The organism is Calidifontibacter indicus, assembly GCF_003386865.1.
Taxonomy (GTDB): Bacteria; Actinomycetota; Actinomycetes; order Actinomycetales; family Dermatophilaceae; genus Yimella; species Yimella indica.
Map to the genome: position 1 here is coordinate 3,361,587 of NZ_QTUA01000001.1, position 15,431 is coordinate 3,377,017.

Here is a 15,431-nt window from a genome sequence, read left to right on the forward strand (position 1 = left end):
TCGCCGTCCACCGTGGCGAGCGCAGCATCGTGACACTGCCATGGCACACTGCCGCGCATGTGGAAGTGCTCGGCCACGATCTCCTGGCAGGGCGCGACCCCCACCGAACTGTCGGTGCTCAGCCCGCGCCGACTCAGCGGCACGACCGAGGTCGTCGCACGCAACAAGGTGCGCACCCGCCGTAGCCCCAACGTCGTCTCCGCGTTCGGAGCCCGCTCCGTGGTGGTGCCGGCCGACATGCCCGCGTACACCGGGGCGTCGATGGCGAAGATGACCGCGCTCAACCTCGGTGGCGTGCTGGTGATCTGGACGGCGTGTGGCTACTGGGCGGTGCGTCGCACTCGGGCCGAGGCGCGCTCGGTCACTCGAGGCTGAGTCACTCGAGGGTGAGGGCCCGCACCACCGGCGGGGTGACCGCGTCGATGTGGACGGCCATCTGGGCGAATACCTCCGGCGGGCGCCGGTAGGGGTCGACGATGTCGGCGTCGTCCTCCGCGATCGGGTGAATCGCGGTGCGGCGCTTACCGATGTGATCGACCAGCCGCCCGATGAAGGAGTCGTCGGCCGGCCCGAAGAAGCCGGTCTGCGCCGGCGGCACCTCGTCGATGCCGTCGACCAGGTGAGCGAAGTCGGCGAGCGCGAACGTGTACTTGAGGGCCTTGGGCTGCAGGCTCACGACATCTGCACGGTGGGCGCGGGTCGCGGTCAGCACCAGGTCGGCCTCGGCCGCGATCTCGGGGGTCAACTGCCGTGCACGGAAGCCGCCGTCGTCGATGCCGAGCCGCTCCAACTGGGCCAGGCCTGCGGCTCCATCGGGTAGTCGACGAGGGCCCGCGTGCCCGCGCTCTCGACCGTGTACCCGCGTCCGGCGAGTTGCGTTGCAAGCACCCGCTCGATGTACGGGGACCGGCAGATGTTGCCCGTGCAGACCACCAAAATCCGTGCATCGCTCACAGCCGTAAGCCTATCCGGCGACCTCGTCGACGCCCGATCGAGCAGGGTCGGGGTCCGCGGATCGGGACGCCGAACCCCCCTCCTTGAGCGACGCTCCGACCGGGGACGCGTTCCCCCACCACGTCCCCGGTCGTCCCGCTTGCGCCTGAGCGCTTCAGTGAAGAATCACTGCTGCTATGACAGCAGCAATCTTTCACTGGACTCGACGAACGGGCGGTTTCTTGCGGATCTGACGAGTTCGCGCAATAAGTGGGCCGGCTCGTCCCTGGACCAATACGTTCCGACCATGAAGCCTCCTGCCACCAGGAAGCGTCGGGCCCACACCGCCTGGACGCTGTTCGTTGCCTTCGTCCTCGCCTTCGCCGGCGTCACCGCTCCCGCGCAAGCCGCGGGTTCTTCGTTCGACACCGCCACTCCCATCGCCGTCAACTCGACCGGCGTCGCCGGAGCAATCACCGCCGGCGGGCAGAAGGACTACTACACCTTCGTCGCCACGTCCGCGAGCGTCTACACGGTAGACGCCTACAACGTGTCGGCCTCGTTGGGTGACCTCTGCATCCGTATCTACGATGTTGCACGAACACGCATTGGCACACAGTGCTTCACCGGGTCCTCACCCAGCTCCGCCACCATCGGAATCAACGCCGTCGCAGGGCAGCGCTACTACATCGAGTTGCTGCCCAACTACTCGAACATGACCGGAACGTACCGGGTACGCGTACTCCCCCAGTTCGACAGCGGTCTCACTCGCGACGCGAGCGGGGAGCCGAACAACACCCTTGCCACTGCCGCACCAATCACTCCAGGTATCGCAGGACTGTCCCGCGCCATCGAACCGCGCAACCCTGCATTCAACACCAACGGGTCGGATGTCGACTGGTTCTACTTCTCGGCAGTGGCTGGGCAGACATATACCGCCGAAGTGCTCGACGTCGCACGCAGCCTGGGCGATCTGTGCATCCGCGTGTACAACAGTTCGTCGTCCGAGGTGGCGAACGCGTGTTTCAACGGCAGCGGAAATGTGTCGGCGCGCGCAGCGTTCGCAGAAGCCTCAGCGGCACATACTTCGTCAAGGTGCTCCCGAACTACTCGAACCTCAGCGGTGCCTACCGGGTGCGCGTCCTCCCACAGTCGGGCCTCGGACTTGTACAGGACGCAAACGGCGAACCGAACGACACGATGTACCTGGCACAACCTCAAATCCTCGGTCAGGTGCGGACTGCGTCTATCGCACCGCGCGACCCGGCGTACAACACCCGTGACGCCGACATCGACTACTACTCGATCAGCACGATCGCAGGACGGTCGTACACCATCACATCGTCAGACCTCGCTGGAACGCTGGTTGGCAGCGGCGTCATGCGTGTCTTCGACTCGGCGCACACCAATATCTCCACGTCCGGCTCCTGTGCCTTCACCAGCGGAACATGCAACACCATCACCTTTACCAGTTCGCTCGGCGGCACGTACTTCATTCAGTTCCGCCCGAACTATTCCGATCAGTCCGGCACCTACAAGCTCTGCGCCCGCGTCACCGGCCAGACGTGCTCGAACCCGCCACCGGCCACCGTCAGCGGCTACAACCCGCTCGACCCGGTGCGGCTGCTCGATACCCGCTCGGGCCTCGGGGCGGCGAAAGCGCCTGTGTACGGGGCGAGTTCGGTGTCGGTTCAGGTCGCCGGACGAGGCGGCGTGCCGTCGAGCGGAGTCGCGGCGGTCGTGCTCAACGTGACCGCCGTCGGCCCGAGCTCGAGCGGGTTCGTCACCGCATGGCCCTCGGGCAGGTCTCGCCCGACGGCGTCCAACCTCAACTACCTCGCCGGACGCGTGATCGCCAACCAGGCGATCGTCCGGCCCGGCAGCGACGGCAAGGTGACGCTCTACACGAGCGCCACGACCCACCTCCTGGTCGACGTGCTCGGCTACTACCCGACGGCCGGCGGCAAGTACGTGCCGGCAAGCCCGACCCGCATCGTCGACACCCGCACCGGAACAGGCGCCGCCAAAGCGACGGTCGCCGGCGGAGCGACCTTGCGGTTCAAGGTGGCCGGCATGGCCGGGGTTCCCTCGACCGCCAAGGCCGTCGCGCTCAACGTCACCACCATCGGCCCCGCGGCCGCCGGGTACGCCACCGTCTGGCCGTCCGGAGTCTCGAAGCCGAACGCGTCGAACGTCAACTTCGAACGCGGCCAGAACATCGCCGGGTTCGTCGTCGTGAAGATCGGGGCCGACGGTTACGTCAACTTCTCCCCGTCCGCCGGTGCGAACGTCGCCGTCGACGTCGCGGGCTACTTCCCGAGCACCTCCGACCTCACCGGCATCACGCCGTCGAGGTTGCTCGACACCCGAACGGGCACCGGCTCGGTCGGCGGCGGCCAGACCATCGCCGTCCGCGTGGTGGGGGTCGGCGGGGTGCCGGCGACCAACGTGAAGGCGGTGTCGCTCAACATCACCGCCGTCGCACCCGCTGCGAACGGCTTCGTGACGGTCTGGCCGCAGGGCACCCGCCCGACCGCGTCGACAGTCAACTACACCGCCGGCCGCACGATCGCGAACAGCATCGTCGCGAAGGTCGGCACCGACGGGTACGTGCGCATCTACACCAGCGCGCGCACCCAGATCATCGTCGACGTCTCGGCGTACATCACGCGCTGAGCGAGGCGACCGGCGAAGCCCTCGGGCAGCTCCCAGGAGCGGAGTTGCCCGAGGGCTTCCGGCTCTCCAGTGAAAGATTGCTGCTGTCAGGGCAGCAGCAATCTTTCACTGGAGCCGCCCGGCTACCGGGCCTGTGGAGAACTCGAACGCGATCCGCGGCGATGGGCCACCCTGTGCCGATGACCGCCACCAGGGCCACCAGGCAGCTGGGCATGTGGGCGGCTGAGCAGGCCGATCTGCTCAGCCGCGCCCAATGCCTGGCTGCTGGCATGTCGCCGGCGACGATCCGGTGGCGCCTCGACTCCGCCCGGTGGACGGCGGTGCGGCCGGGCGTCTACCTGACCAAACCCGGACGACGCGACACGGCGGTCGCGATCTGGGCGGCGGTGCTCGCGGCCGATCCCCGCGTCGACCCGCACGATGTGCGCGCTGCGGTCGCCGGCAAGGCGGCCGCCTACCTCTGGCGGCTGTCTCCCGAGCCGCCGAAGACGGTCGAACTCGTCATTCCCAGTGGACGGATCATCGCCGCGGCAACACCGGCCCCTCGGCGTGTGGGCGACTTCGAGCGCCGCATCGTGCCGACCCTCACCCCGCCCCGCACCAAGCTGGTCACGACCGTGCTCGACTGCGCCGCAACCGGATCGGCCGACGAAGCGCTCCACTGGGTGGCCCGCGCGATCCAGCAGAAGCGCACCACGACCGCGCTGATCGCCGACGAACTTCGCCAGCTCGGACGCCACCCGCACGGCGTGCTGCTGCGAGATTGCCTGGCCGACATCGAGGCCGGCGCCGAGAGCCCGGCGGAGGTTCGCTACATCCGCGATGTCGAGCGCGCCCATGGGCTGCCGGTGGCGAGGCGGCAGGCGCGGGAGATCGCCGGACGCCACGACAACCTCTACGACGCGTTCGGTCTGATCGTCGAGGTCGACGGACGCCTCGGCCACGAGCAATGGGTCGACCGAGTGGCCGACGGACGTCGCGACCGCCAAGCAGCCCTCGGCACCGGCACGACAACCCGCGTCTTCTGGCCCGATGTCGCGATCAGCACCTGTGCCACGGCCGCCGAGATCGGCGCGATGCTCGCCGTCCGAGGTTGGGGCGGACGCGTGCGCGCCTGTCGGCGGGCCGAGTGCGCCGTCCGGCTGAGCGCGTGAGCTCTCCAGTGAAAGATCGCTGCTGTCATAGCAGCAGCAATCTTTCACTGGAGCCGCCCGCCCCGGCCGCGCCTGCCCCGCACCATCCGACCCGCACCATCCGACCCGCACCGTCCGACCCGACAGAGGGAACGCGAAGGCCCCGGCTCCACCAAGGGAACCGGGGCCAACTCGCAGAACTCAGCTGTCCGAGAAGCCCAACGCCTCGTCGTCGAGGCGGATCGCCTCGCCACTGCCCGGGCCGAAGACCGGGTAGTCGTAGGGCTGGTAGTCGGGCAGCGCGTAGAGCGCCTGCTTTGCCTCTTCGGTGGGCTCGACCGACAGGTTGCGGTAACGGGGCAGACCCGTTCCGGCCGGGATGAGCTTACCGAGGATGACGTTCTCCTTGAGGCCGAGCAGCGGGTCGCTACGACCGTGCATCGCAGCCTCGGTGAGCACGCGGGTGGTCTCCTGGAAGGAGGCCGCCGACAGCCACGAGTCGGTCGCGAGCGACGCCTTCGTGATACCCATCAGCTCGGGGCGACCGGACGCCGGACGTCCGCCTTCGGCGACCGCCTTGCGCGAGGCGTCCTCGAAGCGGCCACGCTCGGCCAGCTCACCCGGGAGCAGGTCGGTGTCACCGGCTTCGATGATCGTCACGCGACGCAGCATCTGGCGCACGATGACCTCGATGTGCTTGTCGTGGATCGACACACCCTGCTGGCGGTACACACCCTGCACCTCGTCGACGAGGTGCTTCTGCACCTCACGAGCGCCCTGGATGCGCAGCACCTGCTTGGGGTCGATCGCACCCTTGACGAGCAGCGCACCGACCTCGACGTGCTGGCCGTCCTCGACGAGCAACTGGGCGCGCTTGCTGACCGGGTAGGTCTGCTCCTCGCCACCGTCGTCCGGAACGAGCACGATCGTGCGCGACTTGTCGTCGTCCTTCACCTGGACGCGTCCGCTGGCCTCGGCGATCGGGGCGACACCCTTGGGGGTGCGTGCCTCGAACAGCTCGACCACACGGGGCAGACCCTGGGTGATGTCGTCGGCCGCAGCCGCACCACCGGTGTGGAAGGTACGCATCGTCAGCTGCGTGCCGGGCTCACCGATCGACTGGGCCGCGATGATGCCGACGGCCTCACCGATGTCGACCAGCTTGCCGGTGGCCAGCGAGCGGCCGTAGCACATCGCGCAGGTGCCGACGCGGGACTCACAGGTGAGCACCGAGCGGACCTTGACCTCCTCGACGCCGGCTGCGAGCAGCTTGTCGAGGTTGACGTCGCCCAGGTCGGAGCCGGCGGCAGCGAGCACCTCACCGTTCGACTCGACGTCGACCGCGAGGGTGCGGGCGTAGACCGACGACTCGACGTTCTCGTGCTCGACGAGCTCCCCGTCGGCGTTGCGCTGCGCAACCGGCAGCACCAGACCACGGTCGGTGCCACAGTCGGACTCGCGGATGATGACGTCCTGCGACACGTCGACCAGACGACGGGTCAGGTAACCCGAGTCGGCCGTACGCAGCGCGGTGTCGGCAAGACCCTTACGCGTGCCGTGCGTGGAGATGAAGAACTCCAGCACCGACAAGCCCTCACGGAAGTTGGACTTGATCGGACGCGGGATGATGTCACCACGCGGGCTCACCATCAGACCACGCGAACCGGCGATCTGACGGATCTGGAACCAGTTACCACCGGCGCCCGAGGACACCATGCGGAAGATCGGGTTCTTCGGGTCGAAGTTCTTCTGCATCTCTGCAGCAACCTCGTCCGCACCCTGACGCCAGATGTCGGTCAGCTCGTCGCGACGCTCCTGGTCGGTGATCAGACCACGGTCGTACTGGGTCTGGATCTTCGCGGCGCGCACCTCGTACCCGGCAAGGATCTCCTGCTTGTTGCTCGGGGTCTGCACGTCGCCGATGGCCACGGTGCAACCCGAACGCGTGGCGAAGTAGAAGCCGGCCTCCTTGAGCGCGTCGAGCGACGCGGCGACCTGCACCTTCGGGTAACGCTCGGCGAGGTCGTTGACCACGGCCGCGAGACCCTTCTTGTCGATCGCACGGTTCAGGAAGGGGTAGTCCTCCGGAAGCGTCTCGTTGAACCGCACCCGACCGAGCGTGGTCGCCAGACGGAACGACGCGCGCCCGAGCTCGTCGACCTCGGTGCCCTCGGGCAGGTCGAAGCCCTCCGGCGGCACCTGCTCGGTGAGACGGATGCTGACCAGCGAACCCAGCTTGATCTCGCCGCGGTCGAAGGCCATGCGGGCCTCGGCCGGGGTGGCGAAGGTGCGCAGTTCACCGTTGGTCGCGCCGTCGGCAGCCACCTCACCGTCCTGGGAGGTGAGGAAGTAGATGCCGGTGATCATGTCCTGGCTCGGCATGGTGACCGGGCGGCCGTCGGCCGGCTTCAGGACGTTGTTGCTCGACAGCATCAGGATGCGTGCCTCAGCCTGGGCCTCGGCGGACAGCGGCACGTGAACGGCCATCTGGTCACCGTCGAAGTCAGCGTTGAACGCGGTGCAGACCAGCGGGTGGATCTGAACAGCCTTGCCCTCGACCAGCTGCGGCTCGAAGGCCTGGATGCCCAGACGGTGCAGCGTGGGTGCACGGTTCAGCAGCACCGGGTGCTCGGTGATGACCTCCTCGAGGACGTCCCACACCTGCGGACGCTGACGCTCGACCATGCGCTTGGCCGACTTGATGTTCTGCGCGTGGTCGAGGTCGACCAGACGCTTCATCACGAACGGCTTGAACAGCTCCAGAGCCATCTGCTTGGGCAGACCGCACTGGTGCAGCTTCAGCTGCGGGCCGACGACGATGACCGAACGGCCGGAGTAGTCGACGCGCTTACCGAGCAGGTTCTGACGGAAGCGACCCTGCTTGCCCTTGAGCATGTCGGACAGCGACTTCAGCGGACGGTTGCCCGGCCCGGTGACCGGGCGACCACGACGTCCGTTGTCGAAGAGGCTGTCGACAGCCTCCTGAAGCATGCGCTTCTCGTTGTTGACGATGATCTCCGGCGCACCGAGGTCGAGCAGACGCTTGAGTCGGTTGTTGCGGTTGATCACGCGGCGGTACAGGTCGTTGAGGTCGGACGTCGCGAAACGGCCACCGTCCAACTGCACCATCGGACGCAGGTCCGGCGGGATGACCGGGACCGCGTCGAGCACCATGCTGGCCGGGCTGTTCGTCGTCTGCTGGAAGGCGGTGACGACGCGCAGGCGCTTCAGCGCACGGGTCTTGCGCTGACCCTTGCCGGTGGCGATGGTCTCGCGCAGCGACTCGGCCTCGGCCTCGAGGTCGAACGACTCCAAGCGCTTCTGCAGCGCAGCCGCGCCCATGCCACCCTCGAAGTACAGACCGAAACGGTCACGCATCTCGCGGTAGAGCACCTCGTCGCCCTCGAGGTCCTGGACCTTGAGGTTCTTGAAGCGGTCCCAGACCTGCTCGAGGCGCTCGATCTGCTGGTCGGCGCGCTTGCGGATCTGCGTCATCTCGCGCTCGGCCGACTCGCGGGTCTTGCGACGCACGTCGGCCTTGGCGCCTTCCTTCTCCAGCTCGGCGAGGTCGCCCTCGAGCTTGGTGGCGCGCACGTTGATGTCGCCGTCGCGACGGTTCTCGATCTCCTTCTTCTCGACCTCGATCTGCGCTTCGAGGGACGGGAGGTCCTTGTGGCGCTGGTCGGTGTCGACGGAGGTGATCATGTAGGCCGCGAAGTAGATGACCTTCTCGAGGTCCTTCGGGGCGAGGTCGAGCAGGTAGCCCAGACGCGACGGAACACCCTTGAAGTACCAGATGTGGGTGACCGGCGCGGCCAGCTCGATGTGGCCCATGCGCTCACGACGCACGGCCGAACGGGTCACCTCGACGCCGCAGCGCTCACAGATGATGCCCTTGAAGCGGACTCGCTTGTACTTGCCGCAGTAGCACTCCCAGTCGCGGGTCGGACCGAAGATCTTCTCGCAGAAGAGTCCGTCCTTCTCCGGCTTGAGGGTGCGGTAGTTGATGGTCTCCGGCTTCTTGACCTCGCCGTGGCTCCACTGGCGGATGTCTTCGGCCGTGGCCTGGCCGATGCGAAGCTCGTCGAAGAAGTTGACGTCAAGCACTTGGTGCTTCCTTCTTTCGTTCTGTCTCTTGGGAGAAAGTTCTGGTTGATCGGGAGGGCGGGGGCGCTGCGGGTGGCAGCACCCCACGCCGCTTCACGATCAGACTTCGTCGACCGAGCTCGGCTCGCGACGGGACAGGTCGATGCCCAACTCCTCGGCGGCCCGGAAGACCTCCTGGTCGGAGTCGCGAAGGTCGATGGTCTGGCCGTCGCTGGACAGCACCTCGACGTTCAGGCAGAGCGACTGCATCTCCTTGATGAGCACCTTGAAGGACTCCGGGATACCCGGCTCCGGGATGTTCTCGCCCTTGACGATCGCCTCGTACACCTTCACGCGTCCGGTCACGTCGTCCGACTTGATGGTGAGCAGCTCCTGCAGCGCGTAGGCAGCGCCGTACGCCTCCAGGGCCCACACCTCCATCTCACCGAAGCGCTGACCACCGAACTGCGCCTTACCACCGAGCGGCTGCTGGGTGATCATAGAGTACGGACCGGTCGAACGCGCGTGGATCTTGTCGTCGACCAGGTGGTGCAGCTTGAGGATGTACATGTAGCCGACCGAGACCGGCTCCGGGAAGGGCTCACCGGAACGACCGTCGAACAGTCGCGCCTTACCGGTGGTCTCGACCAGACGCTGGCCGTCGCGGGCCGTGTTGGTCGACTCCAGCAGACCGGTGATGGCTCCCTCGGACGCACCGTCGAACACCGGGGTGGCAACGCGCGAGCCGGCGGGCGCCTGGTAGGCGTCCTTCGGGATCTGCGCGGCCCACTCCGGCTCGCCCTCGATGTTCCAACCGCGGCTGGCAGCCCAGCCGAGGTGCAACTCGAGGATCTGGCCGAGGTTCATACGACGCGGCACACCGTGCGGGTTGAGGATGACGTCGACCGGGGTGCCGTCCTCCAGGAACGGCATGTCCTCCACCGGCAGGATGCGGGAAATAACCCCCTTGTTGCCGTGGCGGCCGGCGAGCTTGTCACCGTCGGTGATCTTGCGCTTATTGGCCACGTAGACGCGCACCAGCTGGTTGACGCCCGGGGGCAACTCGTCGCCCTCTTCGCGGTCGAAGACCTTGACGCCGATGACGGTGCCGGTCTCGCCGTGCGGCACCTTCATCGAGGTGTCGCGGACCTCACGGGCCTTCTCACCGAAGATGGCGCGCAGCAGGCGCTCCTCCGGGGTCAGCTCGGTCTCACCCTTCGGGGTCACCTTGCCGACGAGCAGGTCGCCGTCGCGAACCTCGGCGCCGATGCGGATGATTCCGCGCTCGTCGAGGTCGGCCAGCACCTCCTCGGAGACGTTCGGGATGTCCCGGGTGATCTCCTCCGGACCCAGCTTGGTGTCGCGGGCGTCGATCTCGTGCTCCTCGATGTGGATCGAGGAGAGAACGTCGTCCTGCACCAGACGCTGGCTGAGGATGATGGCGTCCTCGAAGTTGTAACCCTCCCAGGGCATGAACGCCACGAGCAGGTTCTTACCCAGCGCCATCTCACCGCCGTCGGTCGACGGACCGTCGGCGATGACGCCGCCGACCTCGACCCGGTCGCCCTCGGTGACGACGACCCGCTGGTTGTAGCAGGTGCCGGCGTTCGAGCGGTCGAACTTGGCGATGCGGTAGGTGGTGTAGGTCGCGTCGTCGTTGGCGACGGTCACCAGGTCGGCCGAGACCTCCTGGATCACACCGGCCTTCTCGGCGCGGACGACGTCACCGGAGTCGAGCGCGGCGCGGTACTCCATGCCGGTGCCGACCAACGGCGCCTCGGCCTTGACCAGCGGCACCGCCTGACGCTGCATCGCGGCACCCATGAGGGCGCGGGACGCGTCGTCGTGCTCAAGGAACGGGATCAGCGCGGTGGACGCCGACACCATCTGGCGCGGCGAGACGTCCATGTAGTCGACCTCGTCGTGCGGGACGTCGGTCGCCTCGCCACCCTTCGCACGCACCAGCACGCGGTCTTCGGCGAAGTGGTTGTCGGCCGTCAGCGGCGCGTTGGCCTGCGCGATAACGAACTCGTCCTCCTCGTCGGCGGACAGGTAGTGCACGTCATCGGTGACGACACCGTTCTCGACCTTGCGGTACGGGGTCTCGACGAAACCGAACGGGTTGATGCGACCGAAGCTCGCGAGCGAACCGATCAGACCGATGTTCGGGCCTTCCGGCGTCTCGATCGGGCACATACGGCCGTAGTGGCTCGGGTGGACGTCGCGGACCTCCATGCCGGCGCGGTCACGGGACAGACCACCCGGGCCGAGCGCCGACAGACGACGCTTGTGCGTCAGACCGGCGAGCGGGTTGTTCTGGTCCATGAACTGCGACAGCTGGCTGGTGCCGAAGAACTCCTTGATGGAGGCGACGACCGGCCGGATGTTGATCAGCGTCTGCGGCGTGATCGCCTCGACGTCCTGCGTGGTCATGCGCTCACGCACGACACGCTCCATGCGCGACAGACCCGTACGCACCTGGTTCTGGATCAACTCGCCGACGTTGCGCAGGCGACGGTTGCCGAAGTGGTCGATGTCGTCGACCTCGACACGGATGTCGACGTCGTTGCCGTCGCGACGGCCCGGCAGGGTGGTCTCACCGGCGTGCAGCGCGACGATGTACTTGATCGTGGCAACGATGTCGTCGACCGACAGGGTCGACTCGCTCAGCGAAGCCTCGAGGCCCAGCTTCTTGTTGACCTTGTAACGACCGACCTTCGCCATGTCGTAGCGCTTGCCGTTGAAGTACAGACCGTTCAGGAGGTTCTGTGCGGCCTCCTTGGTCGGCGGCTCGCCCGGACGCAGCTTGCGGTAGATGTCGATCAGCGCTTCGTCCTGGGTGGTGGTGTTGTCCTTCTCCAGGGTCTGGCGGATCGAGTCGTACTCGCCGAACTGCTCCAGGATGGCGGCCTCGGACAGACCGAGGGCCTTCAGCAGCACCGTCACCGACTGCTTGCGCTTGCGGTCGACGCGGACGCCGACCATGTCGCGCTTGTCGATCTCGAACTCGAGCCACGCACCGCGGCTCGGGATGATCTTGGCGGTGTAGATGTCCTTGTCGGACGTCTTGTCGATCGAGCGCTCGAAGTAGACGCCCGGCGAACGCACCAGCTGCGACACGACGACACGCTCGGTGCCGTTGATGATGAAGGTGCCGCGGTCGGTCATGAGCGGGAAGTCGCCCATGAAGACCGTCTGGCTCTTGATCTCGCCGGTGTTGTGGTTCATGAACTCGGCCGTGACGAATAGCGGCGCCGAGTAGGTCATGTCCCGCTCCTTGCACTCCTCGATGGAGTACTTGACCTCCTCGAAGCGGTGGTCACGGAACGAGAGGCTCATCGTCTCGGCGAAGTCCTCGATCGGGGAGATCTCCTCGAAGATCTCCTCCAGACCGGAACGCTCGTTGAGGTCGTCGCGTCCGGCGGCCTTGGCCTCCGCGACGCGCTCCTGCCAGCGCTCGTTGCCGAGCAGCCAGTCGAAGCTCTCCGTCTGCGGAGCAAGCAGATCGGGCATTTCCAGGGGTTCGCGAATCTTCGCGAAAGAAAGACGGCCCGAAGCCGTCTTCGCCGAGGACAGTGATTGGGTCGCAGTACGCGAGGCAGCCAAGGAGGGTCCTTCCACAGGCCGGTACGGGCGGTTGGTCGGCTACACCAGCTCCGGCGTCCCCACCCACCCGGAGGCAGGACAACCGCGGCTTCGCAAATCGGAGATCGTCCCGCCGTGGAGCGGAGATCGGCCGAATGTTGTCGCCGGATCGAAAATGGGTTGCTGAAGAGGGCAGCGCAAACGTCAACTATAGACACGCGATGCGGAAATGTCCAGCCGCGGGCACAAGACCCCCCACCCCGGGCGACATCAACTGTCAAAAGGGTGCACCGGGGTGGGTGCCGGGGTCAAGAGCCTTCGATGCGCGTGTCGCAGGTGGTCGCTTCTGGCGGTGCGCGGACCGCGGCTGCCTTCGAGATCGCAACTGGCAGCGCCGGCGGCACCAGTTCCGATCCCGATGTCAGAAACGGGCTCGACCATCGACCCTTTTGGACTACCGTTGGCGTCGGCCGGAGCACCGCGGGGCCCGCGCAGGCGGTAGGTGCGTCGTCACGTCCAAGGGGTCGTCACGTCCAAGGAATCGTCATGACCGTTTCTCGTCGCTTCGTACTCGGTTCCGCCGTCGCCGGCATTCTGTTCGGCACCTCGGTGCAGGCTGCGTCCGCCGCCACGTTCGCCGCTGTCACATCCACGTCTGATCCCAGGAACATCCGCGCGTTCAAGTTGCTGCTGAACGGGCTGGGTTGGCGCACTGCGGTGGACACCACGTACACACGCACCTTCTATGACTTCGTCCGCACGTTCCAGCGGCGAAACGGCTTGCCTGTCACCGGCCTCGGCGACGAAGCAACCATCCGTTTCCTCGCATCGCGACGCTCGGTCGCGGCCGACACCACCTCGTGGCACGCCGGCGCCCTCAAGGTGCTGTTGCACAAGCACGGGTACGTCTTCTCCACCGGCGCGGACGCGACGCCCTACCTGACCGGATCGTCGCTCGCGTTCGCGCAGACGATGCTCGATCTCGGCAACTTCCGCGTCTCGGCCGGTTACGGCCACACACAGTCCAACCCTGATGCCGTCATCTGGACCAGACTCTTCGGCGCCCCGGGAATCGGGGGGCTCTACCCGGTGAGTCAACTTTCCTCGTCGGTGAAAGGCACCAACTGCGGGCCCGCGAGCGCGGTCGCGATTCTGGCGTCCCGTGGGAAACTTCCGCGCAAGTGGGCTTACACGACTGCCGGTGCCGGCGCGGCGATCGATGATTTCCGGCGCTCCTGCGCTCTGGACGCCGTGGCCGGGGTCACCGACCGGAACAAGATCGGCACCGAATACTGGGAACTGCTCAGAGGCTTCGCCACCTACGGCCTCACCGGGCGCCAAGGCGGGATCGCCGACACCATCTCCCTCGGCCGAGCCGGACGCGCGACGATATGCGGCGGGAACATCAGGCAGCTGCCATGGTGGAGAACGACCTTCTCCGGCGACGCATCGCACTGGATCGCTGTGCTCGGCACCGCATCGAACGGCGAGTTCGTCGTCATCGACCCCTACCTGTCCGGCAGCAACGCCTACGCGCGACGCATCACCGAGGCCGGTCTTCGGCTGTACGCATCCACGAACCCCGGATACCGGGTCGGGCACCCCCGTCTGCAGCCGCCGAACCGCAACAGCGTCGTCATCAACTGATCGACACCACGTCAGGATTGCCATGAAGCTCAGCCCCGTTCGGTTCTGCTCCGCCGTCGCCTGCACCGCTGCCCTCGCCCTGTCGGGTGGCGTTGCCGCCCCTGCCGCTCGGGCCGCGGCCACGCCGGGTGAGTACGTCCCTCTGCCCTCCCCGACCCGTGTGTTCGACACCCGTTTCCCGTCGTTGGCGGCCGGTGAGGCGCGACCGATGCGGCCCGACGAATCGCGCATCGTCGACGTCGTCTCCCGCCTTCGAACCGCGTCCGGCGCCACCGTGGCGCCCGACCAGGTGTCGGCCGTGATGGTCACGACGACCGTCGCCAACACCTCGGCTGCCGGTTACGTCACGACGCAGCAGAAGAACACCGGTCGGTCTCCTGCCGTGTCGACGGTGAACTTCCCCGCCGGCAACCACCAACTGGCGAACACGACGATCGTGCCCGTTGCAGCCGACGGAACGCTCGACGTCACCGAGGGTGCCGGGTCGAGCAACGTGATCCTGGACGTCATCGGCTGGTTCACCAGCGGCGCCACGTTGCCGGCCGATGTGGTCGCCTCCCAGGTCGACATCACCGACCCGGCGCGGTTCTACGACTCCCGTTTCAACGGTGACGGGCCGCTCGGCGGCGACAGGACACGAACGATTCGCTTCGAGACGCCGTTCTCGGATGCCGACATCAACACCGCCCTCGTGCAGATGACCGCAGCCTCGCCCACCGGCAACGGCTACCTGCAGGCCTGGGACGGCCGGACGACCACGCCGCCGCCCACATCCGTGCTGAACTTCCGTCGCGGCGAGAACATCGCCTCGTTCGTCGCCGTGCCGGTACGCAAGGTCGCGGCCGGCGTCTTCGAGTTCACCGTCCGTGCCACCGGTGGCCCGACCCACATCGTCATCGATTCGGTCGGGGACGCGGGACGATTCACCGCCGCCACCTACCGTCCGATCACGCCGTGGCGATTCCTCGACACCCGCAGAACCAGCGCGTTGAAGGCACGGTCGACGCTTTCGATCGCCGTGCCGGCAGCGGCGAACGCGCGCACCGCGAACACCTGGACGATGGTCGGCAACGCGACGATGATCGCCGGATCGTCCTCGGGGTACTCGTTGTTCTGGAGCGGGGGGCTTCCACGGCCGATCGCCTCGACCACCAACACCATGGCCGGGCAGAACCGTGCCTCCGGTGCTGCCGTCGTCCTCGGGTACGACCCGACGACCGCGCAGAACAAGCTGCTGGGTGTCCACAACGGGTCGGGCGCCGCGGCCCATGTGCTGTTCGACATCTCCGGCCGCTTCGAGGCCTCCCCCGCTGCGGGTGCCGCCATGGCGAAGCGTGCGTGGAGGTACGTCGGTTCGCGCTAGCGTCCGGA

At 67.0% G+C, this 15,431-nt stretch carries 9 protein-coding genes; 5 read left to right on the forward strand and 4 right to left on the reverse strand.

The features are described from left to right. The first annotated feature begins 57 nt into the window (after nucleotides 1–57). Complete coding sequence (locus tag DFJ65_RS15975) at nucleotides 58–375, forward strand: hypothetical protein (protein ID WP_115923881.1); 318 nt, start codon at nucleotides 58–60, stop codon at nucleotides 373–375. 1 nt (nucleotide 376) lies between these two features. Here the strand turns inward: DFJ65_RS15975 and DFJ65_RS15980 are convergent, their stop codons facing one another. Both DFJ65_RS15980 and DFJ65_RS15985 read right to left on the reverse strand, forming a co-directional pair. Then, nucleotides 377–745, reverse strand: coding sequence for a low molecular weight phosphatase family protein (locus DFJ65_RS15980; RefSeq protein WP_147301433.1), 369 nt, complete (start codon nucleotides 743–745; stop codon nucleotides 377–379). Further along, entirely contained in the window at nucleotides 742–954 is a 213-nt protein-coding gene (locus tag DFJ65_RS15985; RefSeq protein WP_170144128.1) for an arsenate reductase/protein-tyrosine-phosphatase family protein, read from the reverse strand. The genes DFJ65_RS15980 and DFJ65_RS15985 overlap by 4 nt, the downstream gene beginning before the upstream one ends. 1,212 nt (nucleotides 955–2,166) lie before the next feature. Between DFJ65_RS15985 and DFJ65_RS15990 the strand changes: the two genes are divergently transcribed. Together DFJ65_RS15990 and DFJ65_RS15995 are read left to right on the forward strand one after the other, a co-directional pair. After that, entirely contained in the window at nucleotides 2,167–3,609 is a 1,443-nt protein-coding gene (locus DFJ65_RS15990; protein ID WP_147301434.1) for a hypothetical protein, read from the forward strand. 179 nt (nucleotides 3,610–3,788) lie between these two features. Continuing rightward, the gene (locus DFJ65_RS15995; protein WP_115923885.1) at nucleotides 3,789–4,763 is read left to right on the forward strand and encodes a type IV toxin-antitoxin system AbiEi family antitoxin domain-containing protein; all 975 of its coding nucleotides are present in this window, start codon (nucleotides 3,789–3,791) and stop codon (nucleotides 4,761–4,763) included. A 180-nt stretch (nucleotides 4,764–4,943) separates the two neighbouring features. Here DFJ65_RS15995 and DFJ65_RS16000 read toward each other — a convergent pair whose 3' ends face one another. Both DFJ65_RS16000 and rpoB read right to left on the reverse strand, forming a co-directional pair. Next, nucleotides 4,944–8,849 (reverse strand): DNA-directed RNA polymerase subunit beta', encoded by a 3,906-nt coding sequence (locus DFJ65_RS16000; protein ID WP_115923886.1) that lies wholly within the window; start codon nucleotides 8,847–8,849, stop codon nucleotides 4,944–4,946. 99 nt (nucleotides 8,850–8,948) lie between these two features. Continuing rightward, entirely contained in the window at nucleotides 8,949–12,434 is a 3,486-nt protein-coding gene (gene rpoB / locus DFJ65_RS16005) for a DNA-directed RNA polymerase subunit beta (protein WP_115923887.1), read from the reverse strand. A 300-nt stretch (nucleotides 12,435–12,734) separates the two neighbouring features. Between rpoB and DFJ65_RS16010 the strand changes: the two genes are divergently transcribed. Further along, entirely contained in the window at nucleotides 12,735–14,060 is a 1,326-nt protein-coding gene (locus tag DFJ65_RS16010; RefSeq protein ID WP_115923888.1) for a peptidoglycan-binding domain-containing protein, read from the forward strand. A gap of 22 nt (nucleotides 14,061–14,082) precedes the next feature. Further along, nucleotides 14,083–15,423: a hypothetical protein gene (locus DFJ65_RS16015; protein WP_115923889.1), complete on the forward strand. Its 1,341-nt coding sequence runs from the start codon at nucleotides 14,083–14,085 to the stop codon at nucleotides 15,421–15,423. The last annotated feature ends 8 nt before the right edge of the window (nucleotides 15,424–15,431 follow it).